Source organism: Lysinibacter cavernae, from assembly GCF_011758565.1.
GTDB lineage: Bacteria > Actinomycetota > Actinomycetes > Actinomycetales > Microbacteriaceae > Lysinibacter > Lysinibacter cavernae.
Genome location: NZ_JAAMOX010000002.1, coordinates 944,006 through 970,758 on the forward strand (window position 1 = coordinate 944,006; position 26,753 = coordinate 970,758).

A 26,753-nucleotide genomic window follows, 5' to 3' on the forward strand; every position below is an offset into this window, starting at 1 on the left:
TGGGGCGAATAACCGGCTTTTGGGGCGAACAGATAGGCGAACGGAGGGTGGGTTGGAGGTGGGGCGATGGGAAGAGGGGAGAAGCGGGTGGGCGGGTCGTGTCGAGGGCGGGCGAGGGGATGAGGGGAGATTGGCCAGTGGGCCAGGAGTCAGTGGTCAGTGGTCAGGAGTCAGGAGTCAGGAGTCAGGGACCAATGGGTGAGGGGATGAGGGGATGGGGTGAGGTGATGGGGCGAGGGGAGAAAGGAGAAGGCAGGGCGGGTCGAGAGGGCGGGGTGATGGGAGACGGGTGGGGGTGTGGCCGGGCGCCAGCACGGCAGGGCCGAGGTGTCCAGGGTGTTTCTAGAAAGAAACGGTGAAATCTTGGCTGGGTCGACCGGTCGGAATGGCCAGCGTTTGCGGGGTTCCCGTAAAGCAGGCCGTTCTGCGTTATGCAGACTGCATTCGGGGCATCCTCATGGATGAGCAATTTGCCCAATGCCTCAATCTCGGCGATATGTACCATGTCACATAACGTAAAAGCGCGCAATGATGCGCCCACCTCCAACGGGGCAACGAGACACAGTTGCGTCGAGTGGCGAACAGAAACGAGACCCACATGATTCGTACCGTACTCAGCCTCAAAGCAACCCCAGAGCGCGTCGAAGACGTGGTGGAGTTCTTTTCCCTTCACGACATCCTGGCATTCTCGCTCGAACACTCCGAAGCCCTCGCCTCCGAGCTCTCGGTGCGCACCGACGGATCGGGCGAGATTATGGTGACCGAGCTGTGGCCTTCAACAGAGGCCTACCAGGGATGGATTGACAACCCCTGGCGCGACCAGTCCAACGAGAAACTCAACAAGATTCTCGATGGCGTTGAGGTTGGCGAAGGCAAAACCTTCGAGATTCGCCAATCAGTTTCAAGCTAGCTGTCCTGCGCTGCAAGGGATGCCGCACGCATCCACCACGCAGCGCACGTGCCGTCGTCCTGGCGGCGCGCCACTGACGCCCCACTAACTAGGGCGTTACGCACTACCTCGCGAGCGCGAAGACTTCAGCGCACGTGAACTCATGAGTAGCAGTGACACCAAGGAATACACAGTGACCAAGACACGCATTCAGAAATCGCTCGGAGCAATCGCGCTCTCGGCATCCGCCCTACTCCTCTTCACCGGATGTGCCAACAACGGCAACGGTGGGGAAAGCAACGCCGACGGTGACAGCTACAACGTAGCCGTCCTCGCCGCATCCAGCCAGAACGGCTACAACCAGGCCGTCTACAAAGGCGTTGAAGACTACGCAAAGACCCTCGATAAGAAGGTCAATCTCACGCTGCTCGACGGGCAGTTTAACTCGGAGACGCAGCTGTCCCAGCTGCAAAACGTGACGGGCGACAGCCAATACGACGGCGTGATCGTTGTGCCAAACGACGGGCCGACCCTTGCCGCGGCGTTCCCAACGGTCAACGAGATCCCCGTTGTTGCCGTACTCAACCCCATCGGGCCCGACATCGACAAGATGGAGGCGCAGGTTGAGGGCGTCGTTTCAACCGTCGCCGTGCCGCCATCGGACGCCGCAACCACGCAAGCAGAGCTTGTTGTTGACTACTGCAAAGACATCGACCCCTGCAAGGTCGCCTTGCTCGTTGGCAACCTGAGCGCCACGCTCGATGTCGCCCGCCGCGACGCATACCGTGAGGTGCTCGACTCCGAGAAGAACATCGAGATCGTTTCGGAGCTTGAGGGCAACTACGACCGTGATAAGTCGCTCACGGCCGTCTCAAACATGCTGCAGAGTACGCCAGACGTCAACGTCATCCTCTCGAACGCCGATCAGCAGACCACCGGCGCTCAGATCGCGCTTGAGAATGCCGGCATTGAGCCGTCGAGCGTGTACCTCACCGGTGGAGGAGGAACGACCGGCGCCGTGACCGCCGTGCGCGACGGCATCTGGCAGGCCGACTACCTCAACTTCCCAGTGTCAATGGGTTCTGCCGCGCTTGAGCAGCTCATCAACTCGCTTGAGGGCAAAGACGTGAAGGCGGTTGTTGACGCCGACGCGGTTGGCGGTATGGATGCCTTCGTCACCAAAGAAACCCTCGACGAGACGCCAGACTTCACGGGCGAGTGGGACGGCTAAGGCCGGCCTAGGGCGAAACATCGGGTCCCACATGAACCAGCAGACAGTCATCCAACAAACAGACATCATCCAGCTCACCGCCGTCTCCAAACGCTTTGGCGGTACTCAGGCCCTCGACTCCGTAGATCTCACGATTCGGGCGGGTGAAGTGCACGCCTTTGTCGGCGAGAACGGCGCCGGTAAATCCACGCTTGGCAAAGTGATCGCAGGGGTCTACGTGCCCGACAGCGGGCAACTGGCGGTTGGCGGAACTGCCGTTGGCAGGTGGGACCCGGTGAACGCTCAACGAAGGGGCGTCGTCATGATTGCCCAGGAGCTTTCACTTGTGCCAGATCTCACGGTTGAGCAGAACGTCTTCCTTGGCATCGAGAAAAATATCGGCGGCATCATGCGAGGCGGAGTCACCGAGCGCTTTGTTGAGCTTGAGAAGACGGCCCAGTTTGGGCTCGACCCGAAAGCAAAGATTGAGTCGCTTCGCATCGCCGACCTGCAAAAGGTCGAAATCTTGCGGGCGATTGCCAGGGATGCCAACGTCATCGTGATGGACGAGCCAACCTCATCCCTCACCGCGCACGAAACCAAGCGGCTGCACGAGCTCATCCACCGCCTCAAGGCGCGCGGCTGCACCATCATCTATGTTTCGCATTTCCTTGATGCCGTGCTTGAGGTGAGCGACCGCGTCACGATCATGCGCGACGGCAAACTCATCCGCACGGCAGACGTTGCGAGCGAGACGAAAAAATCCATCGTTGAGGGGATGCTCGGGCGCGCGCTCTCGGTGTCGTTCCCAGAGCGCTCGCCAGGGGCCGACCCCTCGGCCAAACCCCTGCTCACGGTCGAAGGCCTGGCAACTCCTGCTGGCGTGCACGACGTGAGCTTCGAGGTGCGGCCAGGGGAGATCGTTGGGCTGCTTGGGCTTGTTGGTTCAGGTCGCACCGAGATCGCGAGGGCAATCGCCGGGGCCGACCGCACAACGGGCGGCCAAGTTACCTTCGACGGTGCCGACCTCACAAATGGCACCCCAAGATCTACCAAAGAACGCGGTCTCGTGATGGTGCCAGAAGATCGCCACGGCCAGGGGCTCGTGCTCGAACGGAGCGTGCTCGAGAACGTCTCGCTCGCGTTCCTTCGTCGGTTCACGACGGGCGGGGTGATTAAGTCCGCGGAAGAGAAACGCCAAGTCACCAAGATCGTTGGCGAACTCGACATGCGCCCGCTCAAGGTTGGACTGACCGTCCAAGGATTCTCGGGAGGCAACCAGCAGAAAGCTCTGCTGGGTAAGTGGCTTATTGGCGAACCCAAGTTTGTCATCCTCGATGAACCAACTCGTGGCGTTGACGTTGGCGCGAAGCTGACGATCTACGAATTCATCGCCGACCTCGCAAAACAGGGGATTGGCGTGCTGCTGATCTCGTCAGAACACGAAGAAGTCCTTGGCCTCGCCCACAGGGCGCACCTGGTGAGCGGGGGCACCCTCACTGGGGATGTTGACCCAGCCAGCACCACCGTTGAAGAAGTTTTGGCACGGCTATTTGCCGTTGAAGACCAGAAGGAAGCCACCCTATGAGTATCACGTCACCCGCGGTTGGAACTCGAGACACCAAAGCGGTCTCGATCCTGACTTTTGCACGGGACTACGCCGTTCTGATTCTGCTTGTTGTGCTGTTTATCGTGCTGAGCATTTCGTCGCCGTCATTCCTGACCTTTAACAACATCGTCAACATCATCAACCAGAACGCACCGCTCGCGATCATCGCGACGGCGGGAACGTTTGTGGTGATCTCCGGTGCCTTTGATCTCTCGACGGGCGCGATTTTTGCGGTTGGTAGCGTGCTTGCCGCAAGCGTCGCCGTCGCGACTGATAACGCGGCGCTGGCGCTGCTGGCCGCCCCGGTGGTTGGTCTCATCCTCGGCCTACTCAACGGGCTCGCCGTGACGATGCTTCGGGTGCACTCGTTCCTCGCGACGCTCGCGTCGAGCCTGGTGTTCAAAGCGGTTGCCGTGCTCATCACCGGCGGCTCGCTCATCACCGTCACAACTCCAGGGTTCTCCTGGCTTGGTCGGGAGCGCATCGGCGGGATCTTTGTGCCGGTGTTTATTCTTGTCGTCGTTGCCGGCGTCATGTGGTTTGTGCTCAAGCGCACCACGTTTGGTCGCTATGTGTTTGCGATCGGCGGCAATGACGAGGCCGCTCACCTGTCTGGTGTGAGGGTCGACAAGATGCGCGTCATCGTGTTTATGCTCAGCGGGCTTGCCGCAGGCATCGCGGCCGCCATCGCGGTTTCGCGCATCGGCTCTGGCCAGCCACAGGCGGGAACCGGCATCGAGCTGCAGGCCATCGCCGCCGTCATCCTTGGCGGGACGAGTATCTACGGCGGTGTTGGGGCGGTGTGGCGCTCGGTTGCTGGTGTGTTCCTCATCGCGCTCATCGGCAACGGTTTCGACATCCTCAATTTCAACCCGCAGATCAAGGATCTGGTGACGGGTCTGATCATCCTGGCCGCCGTCGCGCTCGCCGCGGTTGGTAAGCGCCGCTAAACCTGCATCTATTTGCGAGTTTCTGCGGAATTTGCGGCTTTTCTGAACAGAAAGTCGCAAATAGATGCAGGTTCGCATCCCAATAAGAAGGAGTTATGTTTATGTCCCATCAGGTGAGAGTCGCAGTCGACGTGGGAGGAACCTTCACCGACGTGGTGAAGCTGGTTCCCGAAACCGGCGAACTGCGCTTCGAGAAAGTCGCCACCACCTCGACCGAGCCGACCAAGGGTGTTCTTGAGGGTTTTGATCGGGCCGAGGCCAACATCGCCGATGTTGTGATGTTTAACCACGGCACAACCCTTGGCCTCAATTCGTTGCTCACCAGGCGCGGAGCCAGGGTTGCCATCATCTCGACCAAGGGGTTCAGGGACGTCTACCTGCTTGGCCGCACCGACCGCAACGTCATGTACGACATCAAATACCGCAAACCGAAGGCGCTGCTTGAGCGCTACGACACGTTTGAGGTTGACGAGCGCAGCTACTTCGACGGCTCGGTTGTGCGCCCGCTGGATGAGGCCGAGGCCAGGTCGATTGCCGAGACCATCAAGGAGCGCGGCTACGAGGCAGTTGCCATCACATTCCTACACTCGTACACCAACCCCGCTCACGAACAGCGGATGCGCGAAATCCTGCTTGAGGTGGCGCCTGAGGTTGAGGTCACGCTCTCGCACGAACTCTCGCGAGAGTACCGCGAATACGAGCGCACAAGCACCGCCGTGCTCGACGCCTACATTAAGCCCATCATGCGCCGCTACCTACACGCCCTTGAGGACGAGCTCATCGGCCGCGGCTTTGGCGGGCAGTTCCTCATGTCTCGCTCCGGCGGCGGAGCAATGACGGCGACCGCAGCCCGCGAGCAGCCGGTGAACCTCATCCTGTCTGGCCCCGCCGGCGGCGTGATTGGTGCCGCGGCGTTCTCGCACCTCATCAACACCCCAAACCTCATCACGATCGACATGGGCGGCACAAGCCTTGACGCCTCCCTCGTGCTTGACCACTCGCCGCTGCTGTACCAGGGCGCCGAGTTTGAGGGCCTCCCTATTAATACTCCGTCGCTCAACATCCAGACCATCGGTGCCGGTGGCGGCTCAATCGCGTGGCTGGATGGTGCCGGTGCCCTGCAGGTTGGCCCGCAGAGCGCTGGCGCGTTTCCAGGGCCAGCAGCCTACGGTCGCGGCGGCGAGCAGCCGACCTTCACCGATGCGGCCCTCGCCATCGGTTACCTCGGCGGTGACACCCCGCTGGGCGGAACGCTCACGCTTGACGCCAAAAAATCCGTTGCCGCTCTTGAACCGGTTGCCGCGCAGCTTGGGATGACGGCCCTCGCCCTCGCCCGCGGCGTCGTGCAGATCTCAACGACCAAGATCATGGGCGCGGTTCGGGCGATTACGGTTGAGCTTGGACTCGACCCAGTCGACTTCTCGCTCCTCTCGTTTGGCGGAGGCGGCGGGCTCGTTGCCGTTGATGTTGCACGCGAGCTTGGCATCCCATCGGTTGTGGTTCCTCCTGGGCAGGGCGCATTTTCGGCCCTCGGGATGCTTATGGCCGACGTCCAGCACGATTATGCCCGCACCTCGGTCACGTTCCTCAACAGCATCGAGACCGACTACGTGCAGCGCGCCTATGCAGAGATGGAAGACGAAGCCAACGCCACGCTCGACGGCGAGGGTTTTGCCGAGGATGCGCGCCATTTCGAGCGCTCGATCGATGTTCGCTATTCCGGCCAGGAGCACTCCGTGACCGTTGCCTGCCCGTCGGTCATCGACGACAGCTTTGTCGCGACCGTCGAGCGCGAGTTCTTCGAACTGCACGAGCGTCAGTATGGGCACACCATGAGCGATCCGATTGAGATCACCACGTTCCGCGTGATGGCCAACGGCATCGTTGACAAGCCATCCATCCCAACGATTGAGGCTCGCACTGGCGGCGAGATTCCCCGCATCGGGGAGCGGACGGTGCACCTCACCGACGCAGACTCGCAGCAGTATTCGCTGTACTCGCGCGAGAGCCTGCTCGCAGGAGATGAGATCGCGGGACCAGCAGTTATCACCGAACACACCGCGACCACGGTTATGCACGAGGGCGACACCCTTCGCGTTGGCCCATACGGCGAACTGGTTATCACCATCGCAACACCAGAGACGGAAGGCGCGTAATGAACGACGCAATTACCACTGAGATCATCAGGCACGGCCTTCTTGCCGCTGCCGAGGAGGTTGCCCGCAACCTCTGCCGCACCGCCTACAACACGGTGGTTTACGAGATTCACGATTACGGCATCGGCATCCACGACGTCAACGGCGACGTGGTTGCGGATGCGCCCGGTATTGCCGTCTTCACCCGTGGCAACGACTACGGCATCAAGAAGTCGATCGAGTTCCTTGGCATCGACGGCATGGGTGAGGGCGACGTGTTCATCCTCAACTACCCCTACTGGTCGTCAGCGCACACCCTCGACCCGCTTGTGTTTGCCCCCATCCATTTTGAGGGCGAACTCATCGGCTTTGCGTCGTGCCGCATCCACGTGCTTGACCTCAAGCAGAAGGATGCCGGATATGTGCTCGACTCGACCGACATCTTCCAGGAGGGCCTCGTCTTCCCCGCAACCCGCCTGTATCAGAACGGCGTGCAGAACGACGAGATCTTCAACTTCCTTCGCTTCAACTCGCGGATGCCAGAGCGCACCATCGGCGACATCCAGGCCCAGGTCTCTGCCTGCTTCTCTGGCGCTCGCCGTACCAAGGAGATCGCGAGTAAGTATGGAGTTGAGGCGCTCCGCGAGGGCATGCGACGCATCAACGAGCACGGCAAGAACCTTGCGCTGCTTGCGCTCAAGGAGCTGCCAAACGGCACGTGGAACGCGCACGACTTCGTTGACAGCGATGGCATCGACGTTGACGACCTTGTGAAGCTGAACGCCACCGTCACCATCACCGACGACGAGATGATCATCGACTGGTCCGGGAGCGCAACCGGTCTTAAGGGGCCGATCAACCTGCCGGTTGGTCAGACGGAGGCCCTCTGCAGCCTCATCTTCAAGTCGCTCACCACGCCGGACACCCCGGTGGTTGCTGGCAACTTTGCGCCGCTCCGCGTGATCACCGAGCCAGGAAGCGTGATGCACGCCGTGCATCCGATGCCAACATTCACGCTGTGGACCGGGTTGCTTGCGGGCGAGGTGGTGCTCAAAGCGCTTTCGCAGGGCCTTCCAGACTTGGTGCCGGCCTGCTCAGGCGGAGACGTGTGCTCAATGATGGGCCTCGGCGTGAACCCGCGCACGGGAGACTCGTGGCTTGAGGCGACCAACGAGGCCGTTGGATTTGGTGCACACTCTTCCGGCGACGGCGAAGACGGCATCATGCACCTTTCGGAACCCGGATGCCGCAACAACCCGGTTGAGGTGCTCGAAACGAAGTCACCAATGATCATTGAGTCCTACGGCTACCGTCCCGACACGGGCGGCGCAGGATTCTACCGGGGTGGCGTTGGTGTGAGCCGCGTGTATCGCTTCACGGCAGACTCCGTTGGCATCTGCCTCGTCTACAAGACGAAGTCGGCGCCGTGGGCTATTAACGGCGGGGAACAGGGCGTGCCGAACCAAATTGTGATCAACCCAGGCACCGAACGTGAAGTCATCAAGGCGGGAAGTTACAACCATCTCAAGGCCGGCGAGGTGCTCGCAAACAACACCGGTGGTGGTGGCGGATACGGCCGCGCGTTTGATCGCGATGCGGATGCCGTGGCCCGCGACGTTCGCAACGGTTTTGTCTCGATTCTGGCGGCCGAACGCGACTATGGTGTTGTAGTAGACCCAGGTTCGTTTGCCGTTGATGTGGCGCGCACCAACACGCTCCGTTCGAAGGCATCCTCATGACCCAAGCATCCACACTGACCATCGTCAACGCCGTCATTTTTGACGGTGTGAGTGAGACCCTCGTTGAGGGTGGCATTCGTATCGTTGACGGCGTGATTACCGACGTGGGTGCTGGCGTTGTCGCCGCCGGTGGAGAAGACGTTTACGACGCTGAGGGGCGCACGGTTGTCCCCGGCATGATTGACGCCCACTTCCACGCCTACGCCATTAGCCTGTTGAGCGGCATTATCGAGAAGTCGCCAAAAAGCTACGTTGCTCTCAAGGGCAGCCTTCGCCTTGAGGATGCGCTGCGTCGCGGCTTCACCACCGTGCGCGACGTTGCCGGAGGGGACCAGGGCCTTGCGAGGGCCGTTCGCGAGGGCCTCATCCCTTCGCCGCGCTATTTCTTCACCGGTCCAGGGCTGAGCCAGACGGGTGGCCACGGCGACCCGCGCGACGGTGAACTCAACGAATGCCTCGAAGACGGCTGCATGACCGAGGTTGTTGACGGTGTTGAGGCCATCCGTCACGCGGTGCGCGAGCGCCTGCACCACGGCGCACACGCCATCAAGATCATGGCGAGCGGCGGCGTGATCTCGCTCACGGACCCCATCCGGATTCCGCAGTACTCAAACGAAGAGGTGCAGGTCGCCGTTGCCGAGGCTACGCGCCGCGGCAGCTACGTGGCCGCGCACGCATACTCGCCAGAGGCCATCCGGCACTCGGTTGAGAACGGCGTTCGTTCGATCGAGCACGGCAACCTGCTTGATGCCGAGACGGCGCAGCTGATGGCTGAGCACGATGCCTTCCTGGTGCCAACCCTCGCAGCGTATGACGCGATGGACCGTCGTGGCGCGGCAATGGGCCTCCCCGAGGTGTCACAAGCCAAAAACAAAGAGGTGCTTGTCGCCGGGCAGCAGGCTATTGTGCTTGCTCGTGCCGCAGGAGTGCAGATTGGCTTTGGCTCCGACCTCATGGGCGACCTCGCCGATGACCAGCTGCGCGGCCTCGTGCTGCAGATTGAGGTTGACGGTGTACTCAACGCGCTCCGTTCGGTGACCTCGGTGAACGCGGCCCTGCTGCAGCAGGACAACATCGGCCGCATCGCCGAAGGCTTTGCTGGCGACGTTGTGGTTTTCGACGGTAACCCGTTTGAGCAGCCAGAACTCATTACCGATGAGCAGTATTCCCGCGTGGTTGTGCAGAACGGCGCAATCGTCTCTCGCTGAGGCTGGCGCATCCCACACCTGCACATCGCGGGTGCAGAGGTCATCGAGTGCCCTCATATCGACCCTAAAGCCTGAGCTTAGGTCGATATGGGGGCACTCGGCGCTTGTGCTGGTGGGGGGTGGGGGCGTGGGCTGTGCGGTTGCCGTCCAGTGCCCTCATATCGACCTAAAGACGAGATCTTAGGTCGATATGCGGGCACTCGATGTTTTGGCGGAGACTGCGGGGAGGCCGTGTCGCTGAGGCGGTTGGCTGGCGGGGCGCGGGCACAAAACTGCCCCCTGCGCCAGAAGCACAGGGGGCAGTCTCAGTGAAGCTAGCGGTTAGAGCACGCCCTCTGACCACGAGTCAGGGTTTCCGAAGCGGTGAGCCGTAATAGCTACTGCCTGCTCGCGCAGGAAGGGCAGCATCTCAACGCGTCCGGCGACCGTGACTGGGTCGGTGTAGAGCGCAACATCCACTCGGCCACCAAGCGCCGCGTGTGGGTCGCTGCTCGGCGCGCCAACCACGCGGATGCGGGCGAGGTTGGTGCCCTTGAGGGTCGAGAGCCAGGCCGAGTCGCTCTGCTTCGTGATCGTGATGCCTGCGTTCTGCGCGGCACGCACAACCTCTGCTGGCAGGTCGATTCCCGAGCTGACAGGGGCCGTGTTACCGGCGCGAACTGCCGCGATGACCACGCGGATGGCGTCGGTCGGCGTTGCTGATTCACTCACGCGGATGCCGGCGGGCGCTGGCAGGTAGCGGAACACGTTGCGCTCAACCCCGAGGGCCGAGACGTCGCGTGCCGTGCCAAACTCGTCGCGCCAGGCGGCCTCGTCGAGCTGAGCGGCCGTTGCGAGCTGGTTCAGGTCTGCGCTTGCGCTCTTTGCGGCGGTCAGGATGCCCTGCACGCGGGTGTCGAGCGGGTTCTGCGAGGTTGTGGTCACGCTTGCCGGTGCCCATGAGCCAAGGCCGAACAGGTAGTTCGGTCCACCGGCCTTGGTGCCTGCGCCGATTGCCGAGCGCTTCCAGCCACCAAACGGTTGGCGACGAACGATCGCGCCAGTGATGCCGCGGTTGACGTACAGGTTTCCGGCCTGGACCTCGCGCAGCCACACCTTGAGTTCCTGTGGGTCGAGCGAGTGGAGCCCCGCGGTGAGGCCGTAGTCGGTGCCGTTCTGCACGCGGATGGCGTCCTCAAGGGTTGGGACGCTGATGACGCCGAGGACCGGTCCGAAGAACTCGGTCGTGTGGAAGCGGCTTCCCTCGGTCACGCCGAGGCGGATTCCGGGGGAGAACAGGCGCCCGGTGCTGTCCATCTTGCGGGGCTTGACGGCCCACTTTTCGCCGGCATCCAGCGTGTTGAGGGCCCAGTCGAGCTTGCCTGTGGCCGGCTCGATGATCGGTCCCATTTGTGCTGCTGGGTTGGTCGGGTAGTCAACACGGAGGCTGCTTGCCGAGTCGATGAGCTGGTTGAGGAAGCGGTCGGACTTGCCCATTGCGCCAACGAGGATGACGAGGCTGGCGGCCGAGCACTTCTGGCCTGCGTGGCCGAAGGCCGAGTACACAACGTCGGCAACCGCGAGGTCGATGTCGGCGCTTGGCGTGACAATGATGGAGTTCTTTCCGCTGGTCTCTGCGAGCAGCGGGAGGTCGTCGCGCCATGAACGGAACAGCTCCGCGGTTTCAAAGCCACCGGTGAGGATGACGCGCTCCACCTTTGGGTGCGAAACGAGCTGCTTGCCAAGTTCGCCCTCTTCGATGTCGACGAGCGCGAGCACGTCGCGTGGGATACCCGCGTTCCAGAGGATGTTGGCGATCACTGCCGAGCAGCGCTTTGCCTGCGGTGCCGGCTTCATGACCACTGCCGAGCCTGCGGCCAGCGCTGAGAGCACCGAACCGGTCGGGATTGCGATGGGGAAGTTCCACGGAGGCGTCACGACGGTGAGTCGCGCGGGCGTGAAGGCCGCGCCCTCAACCGTTTCGAGCAGTTCTGCCTGCTCGGCGTAGTAGTTGGCGAAGTCGATGGCTTCCGAGATCTCTGGGTCTGCCTGGTCAACCGTCTTGCCGGTTTCGGAGGCGGCAACCTCGATGAGGTCTCCACGGTGCGCTTCGAGCGCCTGAGCTGCGCGGCGAAGGATGGTGGCGCGGGCGGATGCTCCACCTGCGTGCCAGCCAACCTGGGCCGCGAGTGCGCCCTCGATGATCTCGTTGAGCTTGCCCTCTTCGGTGACCTTGGCCGCGTCGATCTCCGCAACGCCGAGGGTCGAGCCCTCGATCTTGCCGATGATTGCGGTCGCCCAGGTGCGGTTGTCTGGGAGCGCGGAGTCGGTGTCTGGGGTGTTCTCGAAGCCGCCCTCAAGCAGGGGAGCGGCATCCGTCAGGCGAGACTGCTGACGGTTTGGCCCTGGAACGGTTCCGGCCGGTTCGTTGTCGAGCGCGGCAAGCGAGGCGAGGAAGCGGTTCTTCTCCCGGTCGAAGAGCGAGCGGTTCTTGGTGAGTTCAAACACGGCCGACATGAAGTTCTGCGGGCTGGCGTTTTCTTCGAGACGGCGCACGAGGTAGCTGATGGCGGCGTCGAAGTTCTCGGGGCGCACAACGGGCGTGTAGAGCAGCAGCTGGCCGACGTCGGCGGTGAGGGCCTTTGCCTGGCCCTCTGCCATCCCGAGCAGCATTTCGAACTCAACGTTGTTCTCAACGCCACGTGCCTGTGAGAGCAGGTGAGCGTGGGCGATGTCGAAGAGGTTGTGGCCTGCGATGCCGAGGCGAACCGCGTCGGTGTTCTCTGGCGTGAGTGCCCAGTCGAGCACACGCTTGTAGTTGGTGTCTGAGTCCTGCTTGGTGTTGTAGGTTGCGAGTTCCCAGCCGTGGGTCTTGGCGGCAACGCCCTCCATTGCGAGGTTGGCGCCCTTCACAACGCGCACCTTGATCGGGGCTCCTCCGCGCGCGCGGCGGGCCTTCGACCATTCAGTGAGGTCCTGCAGAGCGGCGAGGGCGTCTGGCAGGTAGGCCTGCAGCACGATGCCGGCGTCAAGCGTGAGGAACTCTGGCTTGTCGAGCATGGTCTTGAGCACATCGATGGTGAGGTGGAGGTCGTGGTACTCCTCCATGTCCAGGTTGATGAACTTCGGCGTTGGTGACGAGGCCGCCATCTGGTAGAGCGGGGTGAGGCGCTCAACAACGTTCGTGACGGTCTGGTCGTAGTCCCACAGGCTGAGCTCATTCACGACCGAGGAAACCTTGATCGAAACGTATTCAACGTCTGGGCGTGAGAGCAGGTCGTGCGTTCCCTGCAGGCGACGGTCTGCTTCGCCATCGCCAAGCACGGCCTCGCCGAGCAGGTTGATGTTGAGGCGGTTGCCCTCTGCGGTGAGGTGCTTGATTCCGTTACCGAGCTTCTGCGGGCGGGCATCGAGGATGAGGTGGTTCACCATGCCGCGCAGCACCTTGCGGGCGATCGGCACAACGATGCCGGGGAACGCCGGTGCCATGGTTCCGCCAACGCCAATGGCGAGGCGCATGTAGCCGGGGAGGAACTTTGGCGCGTTCGACGAGAGCTGCTTCAGGTTCTTGGCGGCAACCTTGAGGTCTTCTGGGCGTACCACGAGGTCAACAAAGCCGAGGGTGAACTCGAGGCCGCTGGCATCCTTGAGCGTCTCTGCCAGGAGCGAAGCTGACTTGCTTGGGGCGTAGGCCTCGCTGGCCTTGAGCCACTTCTCAACGAGTGCAACGGTTGCGTCGCTCGTCACCTCGTTGCCGGATGTTGGGGTTGCCCCCGTTGGCGTCTGCTGCAGTGTCATGGTGAAGGCCCTTACTGGTTTTACTGGCGTTGGTGTTCAAAAATCTGGGGGTGAAGCTATCTGCTCAAATGTACGTCCGAACACGGCAGATTTCGTTGGCCAAATGTGAAATACTTATCGTCAGGCATTGGCCGATTGAACAATGGTTTCGACGAGGGAGTTTGGATGCCGCAGCACGTTCACGAACGGGGCCGATCAGACGGTTCAACCACGCTCAGGGGCCTGCTCAACACGGTCGGCCAGCCGCTCGTCGAGCTGGTCACCGGGCAGGCACGGCTTGACGATCCCGTTCGCTCCGTTGCCCTTGTTGAGGCCGACGAGCTACGAAGCAACAGCATCCCCCAAACGGATGCCCTTGTCCTCGTTGGCGTGCGCGGTCAACAACTGGCAGAACTCCTTCCACTCGTGCGTGACAACACCGTTGTCTTCGCAAAACTCGGTGCCGAAGATGAGACGCCAGCGGTGGGGCTTGATGACGCCGTGCGGCTTGCCGATGGGCGCGGTGTGACCGTTGTCCGGGTGCATCACGAGGCCAGCTGGGACCAACTGATGGGCATCCTCCAGCGGCTGCTGATCCCCGGCGCGCCGCATCCCAGCTCCGCGGCCGCACAGTTTTCGGGCGACGATATCGGCGACCTGTTTGCGCTTGCCGAGACCGTCGCTACCCAGGTGCGTGGGCTTGTCACGATCGAAGAAATCGGCGGAGAGGTGCTCGCGTATTCGCAGGCAACTGAGGGGGCTGATGAACTGCGCATCTCCTCGATCCTTGGCCGGCGCGGCCCTGCCGACCAAATGCGGCGGCTGAGCGATGAGGGTGTGCTCCGTGCGCTTGCCGAAGAGGGTGGGATGCTGCGGGTCCCGGCAAACCCGGAGCTTGGACGGGCGGCCAGGCTTGCGGCAGGCATCCACTCTGAGGGAGCGCACATAGGCAACATCTGGGTTCAGCGCGGATCCACTGACTTTTCGGGCGATGCCGACACCCTGCTTCCCGGAGCGGCCCGGCTCGCCGCAAGGCTCTTGCAGGGGCGACGGCACGCGGTGCAACGAGAGGATGCGCTCGTGCTCGGCGCGCTCGGGCTCGGCTCGGGCGACGCGAGTGTCGCCGAAACCTATGCGCTTGCCTCCCTGCTCAACCCGCAAGCGAATGACCTCATCGCGGTCGTCGGCTTTGTGCCACTCGGAGTTGACGGGCGAGACCCAGCTTCGCCGTCAGACGTCATGAGCTACCTTCGGCTGCACGCTGCCAGTTACCGACGGCCAATCGTGCTCGCGGCGAAGGGAAACCGGCTCTACGGGGTGGCCGCAACACCAACCATCGGCAACCTTGAACGGTGGGCTGCCAATGCGCTTTCTGGAGCGGCAGGCCGATTTGGGCCTGGGCTCCGCGCGGCCGTCGCCGAAGCCAATGACGGCGTTGAGGGCGTGACAGACGCCCGCCGCGCGATTGATCATCTCATGGATGCGGTGCGCCGGGACCCGGCCCGCTACCCAAGCGTCGTGTCGCTTTCTGGCCTCAGGTCAGACGTGCTGCTGCGCGAAATCGTGGCCCTCGTTGAGACGCAGCCAAAACTGCGCGACCCGCGACTTGAGCGGCTTCGGCAGCACGATGCTGCCTCCGACGGCGATCTCGTTGCGAGCATCCGCGCGTACCTCGACCACTTTGCCGATGTGCGCGGCGCCGCCGAGACGCTTCGTGTGCACCCAAACACCCTGCGCTACCGGATCGGCCGAGCCGAAAGCATCAGTGGCCTCGATCTCGGCGACCCCGCAACGCGGGCCGTGCTCAACATCCTGCTCAGGATTGGATAGCTACACCCTGGTTTCGGCGTATTTTTCCCGTTTGGGCGTATCGTGCAAGATACGCCCAAACGGCAAAAATACGCCGAAACTGTCGTTCGTGAGCTAGCTCACCAGGCCGTTGCGGAGCGCCCACAGCGCAACCTGGAGACGATCACGCGAGCCCGTCTTGCTGAGCAGACTTGCCAGGTGGTACTTCACGGTCGTTGGCTCGATGAACAGCTGGGCCGCGATCTCTTTGTTCGAGAGGCCCTCGGCGAGCAGAGTCAGGATTTCGATTTCGCGCGCGGTCAGGTGCTCGGCGACCGTCGTGAGCTGGGTCTCGCGGGCTGGCCTTCGCTGAGCAAACTCGCTCAGTACACGGCGGGTGAGTCGCTGGTCAAGCGTTCCGTTGCCCTCGGCAACAGAGCGAATGGCGTTAGTCAGCGTGACCTCGTCAGACCCCTTGAGGAGAAATCCCGCCGCGCCAGCCTCAAGCGCGCCAAACACGTAATCGTCGAGGTCAAACGTGGTGACCACAAGGACTCGGATGTTGTCGTGCGCCGCCATGATGTCACGGGTTGCTTGGATGCCGTCGCGGCCAGGCATCCGGATATCCATGCACACCACATCCGGCTGGAGCCGGGCGGCAAGCTCGGCCGCCTGATACCCGTCGGCGGCCTGTCCAACCACGGTGATGTCTGGTTCTGCCTCCAACACAACGGTAAGGCCAGCCCGAACAATGGCCTGGTCGTCGGCGATGAGTACTCGAATCATTGGCTGCTTTCGGTGGGGGAGCTGTGATGATCTGCGATCGGCACGGTGAGCTGAGTTGACCAGCCGCCGTCGACTCGCGGGCCAACGGTCAGGGTTCCGTTGACAAGTGATGCGCGTTCGCGCATGCCGAGGAGGCCGTGGCCCCCTGAAGGTACATAGAGGACTTCACGTGTTGACGCCGAATTTGCGATCACGATACTCAGATGAGTGTCAGTCCAGGTCGCCTCGACTGTGCACGCTGCCCCCGGCGCATGTTTTGCTGCGTTGGCAAGGGATTCTTGAACCGTCCGGTACACCGCGATGCCAGCGATTGTGCCGAGCGCCGCCGGGTTGCCGATGCTTGACAGTTCGACCGTGGTCCCCCGAGCCCTGTGCTCGCTGACCAGCTGCGGAAGGTCGTCAAGCGAGGGGGCAGGCGCCAGGTCACCCTCGCCATCCGTTCGCAGCAGACCAACCGTTTGGCGGATGTTCTCGAGCGCTGTGCGTGCCTCTGACTGAACCGTGGCGAGGTATTCGCTCGCTTGCTCTGGGTTGCTGACGAGGAGGGATTTTACGGCCTGGCTGCTCAAAATGATTCCGGTGAGGTGGTGTGCAGCGATGTCGTGGAGTTCGCGGGCAATGAGGTTTCGTTCTTGTTGAACGGCTTCCTTCGCGTTTCGTTCTTGGTCACGTTCCGCGAGCTCGGCTCGCTCCCTGAGTATGCTGGACAGCCTGCCTTGGGCCAGCACCGCCTCCGCGATGACCGAAGCAATTGCATAGGTAGCAAGGGCTTGCCCGAGCGCGGCGAAGAGTCGCCATTCTTCAACTATCTGCGTGCTCTGTTGGACGGTCAGAAAATGGATGGCCGTCGTGACGGCGAAGCCAAGGGCGATCATTGCGTATGCACGTTTGGCAGCGGAATGACGTCGAAGGTTATACGTTGCAACCATGATGGCGAACGAGGCGGCCGTCAGCTCGCCGTGCGAAACGAACATGATGGGGATATCGAGTGCGATAACTCCCCAAAAGGTGATCAACGGCCAGCGATAGCGGAAGCCGAGGAACATGGCTTGCGCCAGGAGGGTAATGGGGATGACCCAGTTGCCGTCTTCGCTGACGATCGTAAATATTTCGGTTCGAGCCACCACAAAATAGCTCACGGCCAAGGTGATTGTGAGTGCGACCGGCAACGCCCGCCAGAGCCGAGGCTTGGCTTGGCTCGTGGCGGGCGATTGCATGGTATTTATTATCCCTTGTTTATTTTGGTGGGCTTGGCACGTCGTGAAGGCTGGCCGGTCAGCTGGCCGTTTTGACCCCCGACCGATCGCTCACCTTAGAGATCGCGCTTATTCAGGCGAAGGGCTGCAATACCGAGAAGCGCGAGGGTGACGGCAACGAGCACGCTCATCCCGATCAGTGGGTGGACACCCTGTGCAGCGGATGGGTCCCCTGCCGCGGCCTGGGCAAGCGCAAGGGGCAGGAACTGTGACCACGAGGCCGAGGCGCCCGTAAGTGCGAGCACGCCTTGGATCAGAGGCTCAACCGTGATGAACCCGATGACAAGTAGAAAGCCGGCGAGTTGGCTACGTACCAGGATGCCAACGGCGAGGGCGCAGAGTGAGAGCAGCACAAGCCCACAAATCCCGCGAACAACCGTCGACAGGATGGTGCCGGCAGACAGGATAAGTTCAACTGATCCCGTCACTGTCGAAAAGACGAGGACTGCGATGCAGACGAGCGCGTAGGCTGCGCCGAGGAGTGCAACGACGGCGGCAGTTGCTCCCACCTTGCTGAGGAGGATGTTGCTGCGTTTCGGGTTGGCCAGAGCGGCAGATGCCATCCCGCCCCATCGGTAGTCCCCTGTTGCGGCGAGCACCCCGAGCGAGAGAATCGCGACGAGGGCGATCCCAACCGATCCTGATCCGCTTCCCCCGCCAATGAGATTGAGCGCCGAGTATTGAAAGTCGAAGCTTCCGGTATCTACCGATGGAAGCTGGACCTCGGCGGGAACATCGATTGTCTTCGTGATCATTGGGACGAGCCAGAACATCAGGAGTTGTGTCAGAGCGAGTCCGATGACGCCTACCAGCGCGGCGATCTTGGTCGATTGGAGCGTTGTAAGTTTGAGCAGTTCAGCGCGGAACATTAGCGCACCTCCATGGTGGTTGCTGTGAGGTCGAGATAGAACGATTCGAGGTCGCCGCCGTGCGTGGCGGTGAGGGTTGCGAGTGCGCCGGCAGCGGCCACTCGCCCGTGAGCGATAACGACCGCGTCGTCTGCAACGAGCTCAATTTCCGAGAGCAGGTGCGACGAAACCAGCACGGCCCCGCCGTCGTCTGCAAAGGCGCGCAGTTTGTTTCGGAGCCAGCGGATGCCTGCTGGGTCAAGCCCGTTGGCAGGCTCGTCGAGGATGAGTACGGATGGCTCACCGAGTAGGGCAGTTGCGAGCGCCAGTCTCTGCTTCATACCGAGTGAGTAGCCGCGGATTTTTCGGTCGGCGGCGGCCATGATGCCCGTCTCGTTGAGGACATCGATCACTCGCTGTGCATCGAGGCCAGCCATCGCTGCGGCGATGCGCAGGTGCTGCCTTCCCGTGCGTGACGGGTGTAGCCCTCCGGCGTCGAGCACCGCACCAATGTGTTTTGTCGGGTGTTCGAGCTCGCGGTAGGGCTTCCCGTTGATGAGGGCAGATCCGGAGGTTGGGGCGGCGAGCCCGAGCAGCATCCGCATCGTCGTTGTCTTGCCGGCGCCGTTCGGTCCGAGGAGGCCAACAACGCGGCCGTTTGGTACCAGGAAGCTGACGTCCTCAACCGCCGCGAAGTCTCCAAACGTTTTTCTGAGGCCAGCGGCTTGGATGGCTGGTGTGGTGTTTGTGTTCATGCTTCTAGTTTTGGCTGAAACACGTCTGCGCACCCCGGCCGAGCGACCAGTCTGCGCCCTGTCCATTTGGCTAGTGCGGCGTCCTCGCCCTCCCACGTCCGCCCACGTTTCAAGCCGCCACAATTCGACCTGACTCAAATGTGCCTAAAACGTGAAGAATAGACACATTTGGGTCAGCCCGATCCTGGGCCTAGTGCAGGGGCCCGCCCCATGGCGCGCGGATCGTGCGCACAAACGAGTACATCACGAGGTTGGGGTGGTGATGCTCGTAGGAGTGGAATACGCGCTCGCCGCTGAGTGTGACCCCGACGACCTCCCACGTCTTTGACGCCGAGTTGACGGGCAGATCAAGCAGCTCTGCCCACGACTGGTCGAGGGTGCTCACGCCTGCGGTCACGACTTCCCAGGCCACGGCCTCGCCCCAGAGCTTATGGGCCGAGACAAAGACGGAGTCGGTTGGCGTGATCTGGTGCGGGTCGAGGCTGGCGCCTTCTGGCAGGGCGAGGATGTATTCGGCCACCATCGCGGGCCGGTCATCCGCAAACCAGCGCAGCATGATGCGGATGGCCTTCTGTTGCGCGAGGGGGCTGAGCAGCGGCTCGACGTCCGACGGCAGGTCGACGATCTCGGTCGACAGGATTTCGAGGGATGCCGTGTATCCCATCCGCGACAGGATCTCGCCGTATTCCATGCGCTGTTCGAAGCGTGAGCTGAGTTTGAGGGCGATGGGGTCAACCGTTGTTGGGGCGCCCTGACGGCGCTTGACGATTCCTTCGCGTTGAAGCTGGCCGAGGGCAACGCGCACCTGGAGGCGCGTGCAATCGAGCCACTCGCTGAGTTTGAGTTCTCCGGGGAGGGATGCGTCTGCGTCCGCGGCCTCGCGCACGTACCGCAGCACGCCGCTGAGCACCCGTTCTTCTTCGCTGAGGGTGCTGACAACCACCGGTTTTCCGCCGCTTTTTGGGCTCGTGGATGCTGGACTTATGCTGGGCGCCAGGTTGCGTTTTTGATCGTCGAGGGGAGCTGGGGACGGAGCCGGCGTTTGCGCGCGTTCTGCCATGAGGGGCACCGGTCGCTTCCTTGCGTGTGACGCAGTTTTGAGCCCGGGAAAGGACTGTGATTTTCCTATGAACGACCGGGAGATCGCCCTGTATATAACCCGAGTTTTTTCACGATTTGGTAACTTGTAAACAAGTTGTACATACTCTTGCTAGTGTTCGTAAGTGTTTCGGTAACCATTTATGACAAATGCCGCCGACCCAAAACACTCTCACGGACGCACGCAAGAACCTAGCCAGGTTATCAGCGAATGGCGCGACCGCTCACGTGCCAACCCACCAACCCAAGCCCTCGAAAGGCACTACGAATGACGCAATCGCGCCCAACGGCAACGCCGAATCGCCTCGCCGCAATGACCGTCTGGGACGGTCAGGCTGACGCCGGCATCCGGAGCCTCGTGTGGCAGGGCGACCGTATCGAGGCGCTGGAGGCAACGGGTGAGTCTTCAGAGCACAGCGAGTACAGCGTCATCCCAGGCCTCATCGATACCCACGTTCACCTTGGCGCCTACGCGGGCCCCGGAACGGTCGACTGGGTGTCATGGCCGCTCATCACTCCCTACGAGGAGCAGGTATTCCACATCGCCAACAACGCGCAGAAGGCAGCGCGTCACGGCGTGACCACCCTTCGTGACCTGTCGGGCGACGAGCGCCACCTTGCGGTCAAGCGTGCGGTTGACTCCGGTGTGCAGCCAGGGCCGCGCATCCTTGTCAACGGCGCAGTCGGCATGACGGCAGGCCACGGCGACCTCTTTATCCCTCCGCACTACCCGCAGCGCGGGCCGGTTGCCGACAGCCCTGACGAGTGCCGCAAGCTGGTCCGCCAGTGGGCCCGTGCCGGCGTCGACGGCATCAAGATCTTCACAAGCGGCGGCGTGCTCTCAATGGGCGACAAGGTTGCCTGGCGCAACCAGACGCCAGAAGAGATCGCAACGACGGTCGAAGAGGCGCACGCACTTGGCATGCTTGTCGCCGCACACAGCCACTCAACCGAGGGCAACGAAATCGCCCTGAACGCTGGCGTTGACTCGCTCGAACACGGCACTGGCATTACCGAGGACCAGTGGGGGCGCCTGCTTGAGCGCAATATTTCGGTTGCCCCAACGCTCATGATCAACGACGCAATCGCCGAAGCCCGCATCCCCGTCTCTGACGAGGCGCAGGAAAAGGCTGTCGACATCGTCAACGAGCGCAACGCTGGCTTCATCAAGGCAGGCAAGGCTGGCATCCGCTTTGTGCTTGGAACCGACGCGAACGGCGTCTTTGTGCAGTTTGGCGACCAAATGGAAGAGGTGCGTCTCATGAAGGAGATGTTCTCGTGGTCGGCAGAACGCGCGCTCGTCTCGGCGACCTCAGACGCCGCAGACGCGATTCGCATGGGCTCGACGGTTGGCCGTCTTGCCGAAGGATTTGGGGCCGACTTCATCGTCATCAAGGGCCGCCCATGGGAGAACATCGACGATCTCCGTACCGAAAATATCGTTGCCGTTGTGTCCCGCGGCTCCGTAATCTCGGGCGAGCTCCCCGCATAGGGGCTCGGCCGGGTCGTTTCACCAGCAGTTACACCAAGTAGTTCTCACTCACAGTTCTCCGAAAGAAAGTTAGCTATGAACGCGATCAAGAAACGCTCAACGCCGTGGTGGGTCACCTCCGTCAGCGTTATTGCCTCTGTAGGGCTTCTCACCTCGTGTGCCAGCGGCGGCGACGCCGAAGGCAAAACCGACGTCGTCTTCGCAGTGAAGGATGACCCGGTATGTCTCGACCCTCAGCAGGTCACGATCACAACCGCGCTGAACATCGGTCGCCAGGTTGTTGACTCGCTGCTCGACCAGGATGCCGAGACCGGCGAACTGGTTCCATGGCTCGCAGAGACCTGGAAGACCAACGACGACCTCACCAGCTTTACGTTCACGCTCCGCGACGACGTGACGTTCAGCGACGACACCAAGCTCACCGCCGACGTGGTCAAAGCCAACTTCGACGCGCTCAACGCGCTTGGTGCCGACGCCTCGCTGGCCTCGCAGTACCTCGCGGGATACGAGAGCACCGAGGTTGTTGACGACTCGACCGTTACGGTCAACTTCTCGCAGCCAAACGCGCAGTTCTTGCAGGGCAGCAGCACGATCACGCTCGGACTCGTTGGCGAAGCCACGACCAAGCTTTCTGCTGAGGACCGCTGCCAGACGGTTGTTGGTTCCGGACCGTTCACGGTCGACTCCTACGTGCCAAACGACTCGGCAGTGCTTGCCAAGCGTGAGGGCTACGACTGGGCTTCGAAGCTCCGCAACCACACGGGCGAGGCGCTCGTTGAGACCATCACGTTTGCGATCACGCCTGAGAACAGCGTTCGCACGGGTGGGCTGCAGTCGGGTGAGTTCGACATCATCCAGGACCTCCCCGCCGCTGACGAAGAGCGCTTTGGGACCGACGACTACACCATCTACGCACGCGCGAACCCTGGTGTACCAACGTCGCTCATCCCAAACACCGAGCGCCCCATCGTTGCCGACGAGGCCGTGCGAAAGGCCATCCTCCAGGGAACCGACCGCACCGAAATCAACGACCTCACCGGCTCGTCGCTCGTGGAGCCCGCCTCAAGCGCGCTCAGCTCGGCGACGCCAGGCTACGTCAGCCAGGCCGACAAGATGAAGTACAACGAGGATGCCGCGGCAAAGACCCTCGAAGACGCCGGCTGGACCCTCGGTTCTGACGGCATCCGCGAGAAGGACGGGCAGAAGCTCAGTGTCAGCGTTACCGCGTTCTACGGCCAGGACGTGCTCGAAGCCGCCCAGATCCAGCTCAAGAAGATCGGCGTTGACCTCAAGCTCAACATCGTGACGGCTGGCGACTTCTTCGGCGTAGTTGCGTCGAAGGACTACGACTTCCTGAGCGCGTCGCTGACCCGCACCGACCCTGACGTGCTCCGCGTGCTGTTCTCGCCTGAGTCGAGCGCGGCCTGGGGCATCGTGGATGACGCGGCCCTCGAATCGATGCTGCAGGAGCAGGCCCGCACGGCTGACGAGACGGCACGCAACGCCATCATCGCTGACATCCAGTCGTCGCTCATCGAGCACGCCTACCTTGTTCCGCTGCTTGAGGTTGCCCAGGTGCACGCCTCAACGGCTAATGTAAAAGGCCTTGAGTTTGACTCGTCGTCACGCCTCGTCATGTACGACGTTGCGGTAGACGCCAAGTAACTCAGCGTTTCATAACAACATTCGATCGGGGAGGAAGGGGAACAGGCCATGGCTCGTATCAACGTGTGGGTTTTTTACCTGCTGCCAAAGCTTGGCCAGTTTCTGTTTGTGATTCTGGCGACGTACACGCTCACGTTTGTACTCATCCACTTCCTCCCCGGCGACCCCCTCGTCGCCGCCCTTGCGAGCAAGAGCGGCGACTCGGCGGTGCTTGACCCCGCGGTGCTTGACGCGCAGCGGGTGAAATATGGCCTCGACGGCTCTCTCTGGGAGCAGTACTTTGGCCACCTCCTCGCGCTGTTCCGCGGTGACCTCGGCATCTCCATCTCTACCGGAGTGTCCGTCACCGACATGATCGCGCGGGCCCTCCCGCACAGCGCCCAGATCGCTTCGCTTGCGCTCGTGATCGGAGTGATCGGCGCCGTCATCATCACGTTCCTTGCGTTCGCGGCACCGTGGCCATGGTTGCGAAACCTGCTCATGCAGATCCCGCCATTTGGCGTTGCCATTCCGGCGTTCCTGAGCGGTATCCTGCTCATCACGATTTTCTCCTTTGGCCTCGACTGGCTGCCCTCATCCGGTGTCCGCTCGCCAGGCAGCCAAATCCTGCCGGCCATCACGCTCGCGCTCCCCGTTGGCGCCATCTTCTTCCAGGTCTTCTCGTCGGCGGTCTTCGACGCCATGAGCAGTTCCTACGTCTTCACCGCCGAGGCCAAAGGCGTGCCTCCTCGTTCGATCTTCATCAAGCACCTGCTGCGGAACGCGCTGCTCCCATCCGTGACAATCCTTGGCCTGCTGATCGGTTATCTCGCCGGCGGTACCGCCGTGGTCGAGACCGTGTTTTCGCGCGACGGCATCGGGCGGATGACGGTCAACGCGGTGCTCGCGCGTGACATCAACGTGATCCAGGGTGTTGTGCTTGTTGTTGGCGCAACCTATGCCATCGTCAACCTGCTCGTGGACATCGCCTACGGCGTCATCGATCCACGCACCCGCCCCGCTGCGGCCAAACCGTCGCGCAAGGCTCAGGAGGTTGGCGCATGAGGCAGCTTCGCAAACCAGGATTCATCGTCAGCCTGGTCGTTATCGCCGTTGTGTTGGTTGCGGCCTTCTGGCCGTCGCTGCTCGCAACGAACGACCCGTACCAATCGGTGCCGAGTAATCCGCTGGCGCCGCCGAGCTGGGAACACCTGTTTGGTACGGATAACCTCGGGCGAGACGTGTACTCGCGCGTCATCTACGGAACCGCGCTGTCGTTGTCGGCCGCTGCCCTCGCCGTTGTTGTTGGCGTGGTCGTCGGAGCGATTATTGGCCTGATCTCTGGCTTCGTCGGCGGCCGGCTCGACTTTGTCATCATGCGTTTTGTGGATGTGCTCATCGCCATCCCCGGAATCCTCCTCGCCCTCATCGTGGTTGCGAGCCTCGGCTTTGGCCCGTGGTCGCTTGCCCTCGGTGTTGGGCTTGGCGCCGCCGGAAGCTTTGCTCGCATCATGCGGTCGCAGGTGCTCCATATCCGGCACGAAGAATACGTCGAGGCCGCGCGAACCCTGGGGGCGCGCGGCCCCGCAATCTTGTTCAGCCACGTGCTGCCCAACGCGGCCCGACCGGTGATCGCTATGGCGGCGCTGGAACTTGGCACCGCCATCCTCTCGGTCTCTGCCCTCACCTTCCTTGGTTTTGGTGCCCCGCCGCCAGCGCCGGAGTGGGGTGCGCTGGTTTCGGCCGGCCGCGACTTCCTCGCGACAAACCCGTGGCTCAGCCTGATTCCCGGTGCCGTGATTTTGGTTGTGGTGCTGTCGGTAAACCGTGTTGCTCGAACGATTGGCGACAAATCATGACCGATAACATTCTTGAGGTTCGCGATCTCGCGATCTCCTATGAAACCAAGGGTGGCCGCACCCCAGCCGTGCACGGCATCAGCTTTGATGTACCGCGCGGTAAAATTGTGGCCGTCGTTGGCGAGTCGGGCTCGGGGAAGAGCACAACTTCGCAGGCGCTCATACGTAAGCTCGCGGAAGGGGGCCGCATTGATGGCGGTTCTGTGAGCTTCAACGGACACAACCTGCTTGCTCTCCCCGAGCGCGCGCTTCGCGGCATCCGCGGAGCCCACATCGGCTTTGTGCCGCAAGACCCGAGCAAATCGCTGAATCCGCTCATGCGGGTTGGCGAGCAAATAGCGGAATCGCTGCGCCTGCACAAGAAGCTTTCCCGTGCAGACGCCAACGCGCAGGCGATCACCCTGCTTGACGAGGTCGGCATCCAAGACCCGGATGCCAGGGTCACCCAGTACCCGCACGAACTTTCCGGCGGCATGCGTCAGCGTGTGCTCATCGCCATCGCTTGGGCGTGTGGCCCAGAGCTTGTGATCGCCGACGAGCCAACGTCCGCCCTCGACGTGACGGTTCAGCGCCACGTCCTCGACAGCATGGATGAGCTGGTTCAGCGGCACGGCACAGCAGTTGTGCTTGTCACTCACGACCTCGCGGTTGCGGCCGACCGCGCCGATTTCATCGTGGTGATGAACGGCGGCAACATCGTTGAGCGCGGAACCACCGCAGAGGTGCTTGGCAACCCGCAGCACGAGTACACGCGCAAGCTTGTCGCGGCAGCGCCCGGCCTCGCAAGCGGAAGGCTTGTTCCTTCCGCCGCCGTTCATAACGCTGACGGTAGCCTTCGCACGGACGAACGGGTGACGCGCTTCTCGCATCGCGAACGTGACGCCGTTGCCTCTGAGAACATCCTTGAACTGCACAATATTGTGAAGACCTTCACCCTGCGCCGCTCGGGTGGAGGATCGCAGGTGCTTCGCGCGGTTGACGACGTCTCGATCGCCATTCCTCGAGGGTCGACTTTCTCAATCGTTGGCGAATCGGGCTCCGGCAAAACCACAACCGCCCGCATCGCAGCGCGTATTGGAGCACCAGATTCCGGCACCGTACTGTTTGACGGCAACGACATCTCAACGCTCAAGGGCGAGCCGCTTCGCCAGCTTCGCCGCCAGATGCAGGTTGTGTACCAGAACCCATTTGGTTCGCTCGACCCAAAGATGTCAATTGAGCGCATCATCGCGGAGCCGCTTCGAGCCTTCCGCATCGGCGACAAAGCCCGTCACGCTGCAGTTGCCCGTGAGCTCATGGAGCAGGTTGCGCTCAGCCCAACGTTGCTCTCGCGCCGCCCAACCGAGCTCTCCGGCGGTCAGCGTCAGCGCGTTGCAATTGCGCGTGCGCTTGCCGTTGGGCCAGAGTTTGTGGTGCTTGACGAGCCGGTCTCGGCGCTCGACGTGTCGGTACAGGAGCAGATCCTGCAGCTGCTCGTTGACCTGCAGGTTGAGTTTGGTCTCAGCTACCTGTTTATTTCGCACGACCTCGGTGTCATCCGCCAGATCTCAGACCACATCGCGGTCATGCGCTTTGGCCACATCCTTGAAACAGGAACCGCCGCAGAGGTGCTGAACAACCCGCAGCATGCCTACACGCAAGAACTGCTTGAGGCGATCCCTGGCCGCCGGGCGCAAGGCCTCTAACCGTCGCTCGTGGGGCGCATTCTCGCTCGTGGGGTGCGATATTCCG

19 protein-coding genes are annotated in these 26,753 nt (G+C 62.2%); 13 read left to right on the forward strand and 6 right to left on the reverse strand.

The genetic code is table 11. From position 1 onward, the window contains the following. The first annotated feature begins 598 nt into the window (after positions 1-598). The 7 genes from FHX76_RS13555 to FHX76_RS13585 all read left to right on the forward strand — a co-directional run bounded on the left by FHX76_RS13555 (position 599) and on the right by FHX76_RS13585 (position 9,740). Complete coding sequence (locus FHX76_RS13555; RefSeq protein ID WP_167151445.1) at positions 599-910, forward strand: hypothetical protein; 312 nt, start codon at positions 599-601, stop codon at positions 908-910. Between the two features lie 172 nt (positions 911-1,082). Continuing rightward, positions 1,083-2,120 (forward strand): substrate-binding domain-containing protein, encoded by a 1,038-nt coding sequence (locus FHX76_RS13560; protein ID WP_167151447.1) that lies wholly within the window; start codon positions 1,083-1,085, stop codon positions 2,118-2,120. 31 nt (positions 2,121-2,151) lie between these two features. Further along, positions 2,152-3,687, forward strand: a complete 1,536-nt coding sequence (locus FHX76_RS13565) for a sugar ABC transporter ATP-binding protein (RefSeq protein ID WP_167151449.1) — start codon at positions 2,152-2,154, stop codon at positions 3,685-3,687. Next, positions 3,684-4,658 (forward strand): ABC transporter permease, encoded by a 975-nt coding sequence (locus tag FHX76_RS13570; RefSeq protein ID WP_167151450.1) that lies wholly within the window; start codon positions 3,684-3,686, stop codon positions 4,656-4,658. The genes FHX76_RS13565 and FHX76_RS13570 overlap by 4 nt, the downstream gene beginning before the upstream one ends. Before the next feature lie 101 nt (positions 4,659-4,759). Next, a complete protein-coding gene (locus tag FHX76_RS13575; RefSeq protein ID WP_167151452.1) occupies positions 4,760-6,814 on the forward strand; it encodes a hydantoinase/oxoprolinase family protein in 2,055 nt (684 codons plus the stop codon). Next, entirely contained in the window at positions 6,814-8,532 is a 1,719-nt protein-coding gene (locus FHX76_RS13580) for a hydantoinase B/oxoprolinase family protein (RefSeq protein ID WP_167151454.1), read from the forward strand. The genes FHX76_RS13575 and FHX76_RS13580 overlap by 1 nt, the downstream gene beginning before the upstream one ends. Next, on the forward strand, positions 8,529-9,740 hold the full coding sequence (locus FHX76_RS13585) for a metal-dependent hydrolase family protein (protein ID WP_167151456.1): 1,212 nt from the start codon (positions 8,529-8,531) through the stop codon (positions 9,738-9,740). Before FHX76_RS13580 ends, FHX76_RS13585 begins: the two co-directional genes overlap by 4 nt. A 321-nt stretch (positions 9,741-10,061) precedes the next feature. Here FHX76_RS13585 and FHX76_RS13590 read toward each other — a convergent pair whose 3' ends face one another. After that, on the reverse strand, positions 10,062-13,517 hold the full coding sequence (locus tag FHX76_RS13590; protein WP_167151458.1) for a bifunctional proline dehydrogenase/L-glutamate gamma-semialdehyde dehydrogenase: 3,456 nt from the start codon (positions 13,515-13,517) through the stop codon (positions 10,062-10,064). Positions 13,518-13,682: 165 nt separating this feature from the next. Between FHX76_RS13590 and FHX76_RS13595 the strand changes: the two genes are divergently transcribed. Continuing rightward, complete coding sequence (locus FHX76_RS13595; RefSeq protein ID WP_167151460.1) at positions 13,683-15,326, forward strand: PucR family transcriptional regulator; 1,644 nt, start codon at positions 13,683-13,685, stop codon at positions 15,324-15,326. A 93-nt stretch (positions 15,327-15,419) separates the two neighbouring features. Here the strand turns inward: FHX76_RS13595 and FHX76_RS13600 are convergent, their stop codons facing one another. The 5 genes from FHX76_RS13600 to FHX76_RS13620 all read right to left on the reverse strand — a co-directional run bounded on the left by FHX76_RS13600 (position 15,420) and on the right by FHX76_RS13620 (position 19,872). Continuing rightward, positions 15,420-16,070 carry a response regulator transcription factor gene (locus FHX76_RS13600; RefSeq protein ID WP_167151462.1) on the reverse strand — a complete coding sequence of 217 codons (651 nt, stop codon included), beginning with the start codon at positions 16,068-16,070 and terminating at the stop codon, positions 15,420-15,422. Continuing rightward, positions 16,067-17,287: a sensor histidine kinase gene (locus tag FHX76_RS13605; RefSeq protein WP_167151463.1), complete on the reverse strand. Its 1,221-nt coding sequence runs from the start codon at positions 17,285-17,287 to the stop codon at positions 16,067-16,069. Before FHX76_RS13605 ends, FHX76_RS13600 begins: the two co-directional genes overlap by 4 nt. 95 nt (positions 17,288-17,382) lie before the next feature. Continuing rightward, positions 17,383-18,195: a hypothetical protein gene (locus FHX76_RS13610; protein ID WP_167151465.1), complete on the reverse strand. Its 813-nt coding sequence runs from the start codon at positions 18,193-18,195 to the stop codon at positions 17,383-17,385. Continuing rightward, positions 18,195-18,929 (reverse strand): ABC transporter ATP-binding protein, encoded by a 735-nt coding sequence (locus FHX76_RS13615; protein ID WP_167151467.1) that lies wholly within the window; start codon positions 18,927-18,929, stop codon positions 18,195-18,197. The genes FHX76_RS13610 and FHX76_RS13615 overlap by 1 nt, the downstream gene beginning before the upstream one ends. Before the next feature lie 190 nt (positions 18,930-19,119). Further along, on the reverse strand, positions 19,120-19,872 hold the full coding sequence (locus FHX76_RS13620; protein WP_167151469.1) for a GntR family transcriptional regulator: 753 nt from the start codon (positions 19,870-19,872) through the stop codon (positions 19,120-19,122). A gap of 423 nt (positions 19,873-20,295) precedes the next feature. Between FHX76_RS13620 and FHX76_RS13625 the strand changes: the two genes are divergently transcribed. From FHX76_RS13625 to FHX76_RS13645, 5 genes are all read left to right on the forward strand, one after another. Next, a complete protein-coding gene (locus tag FHX76_RS13625; protein ID WP_167151471.1) occupies positions 20,296-21,519 on the forward strand; it encodes a metal-dependent hydrolase family protein in 1,224 nt (407 codons plus the stop codon). A 75-nt stretch (positions 21,520-21,594) separates the two neighbouring features. Further along, positions 21,595-23,184: an ABC transporter substrate-binding protein gene (locus FHX76_RS13630; RefSeq protein WP_167151473.1), complete on the forward strand. Its 1,590-nt coding sequence runs from the start codon at positions 21,595-21,597 to the stop codon at positions 23,182-23,184. Between the two features lie 48 nt (positions 23,185-23,232). Further along, positions 23,233-24,228 (forward strand): ABC transporter permease, encoded by a 996-nt coding sequence (locus tag FHX76_RS13635; protein WP_167151475.1) that lies wholly within the window; start codon positions 23,233-23,235, stop codon positions 24,226-24,228. Further along, positions 24,225-25,022 carry an ABC transporter permease gene (locus FHX76_RS13640; RefSeq protein WP_167151477.1) on the forward strand — a complete coding sequence of 266 codons (798 nt, stop codon included), beginning with the start codon at positions 24,225-24,227 and terminating at the stop codon, positions 25,020-25,022. The genes FHX76_RS13635 and FHX76_RS13640 overlap by 4 nt, the downstream gene beginning before the upstream one ends. Then, positions 25,019-26,707: a dipeptide ABC transporter ATP-binding protein gene (locus FHX76_RS13645; protein WP_167151479.1), complete on the forward strand. Its 1,689-nt coding sequence runs from the start codon at positions 25,019-25,021 to the stop codon at positions 26,705-26,707. Before FHX76_RS13640 ends, FHX76_RS13645 begins: the two co-directional genes overlap by 4 nt. Positions 26,708-26,753 lie beyond the last annotated feature (46 nt).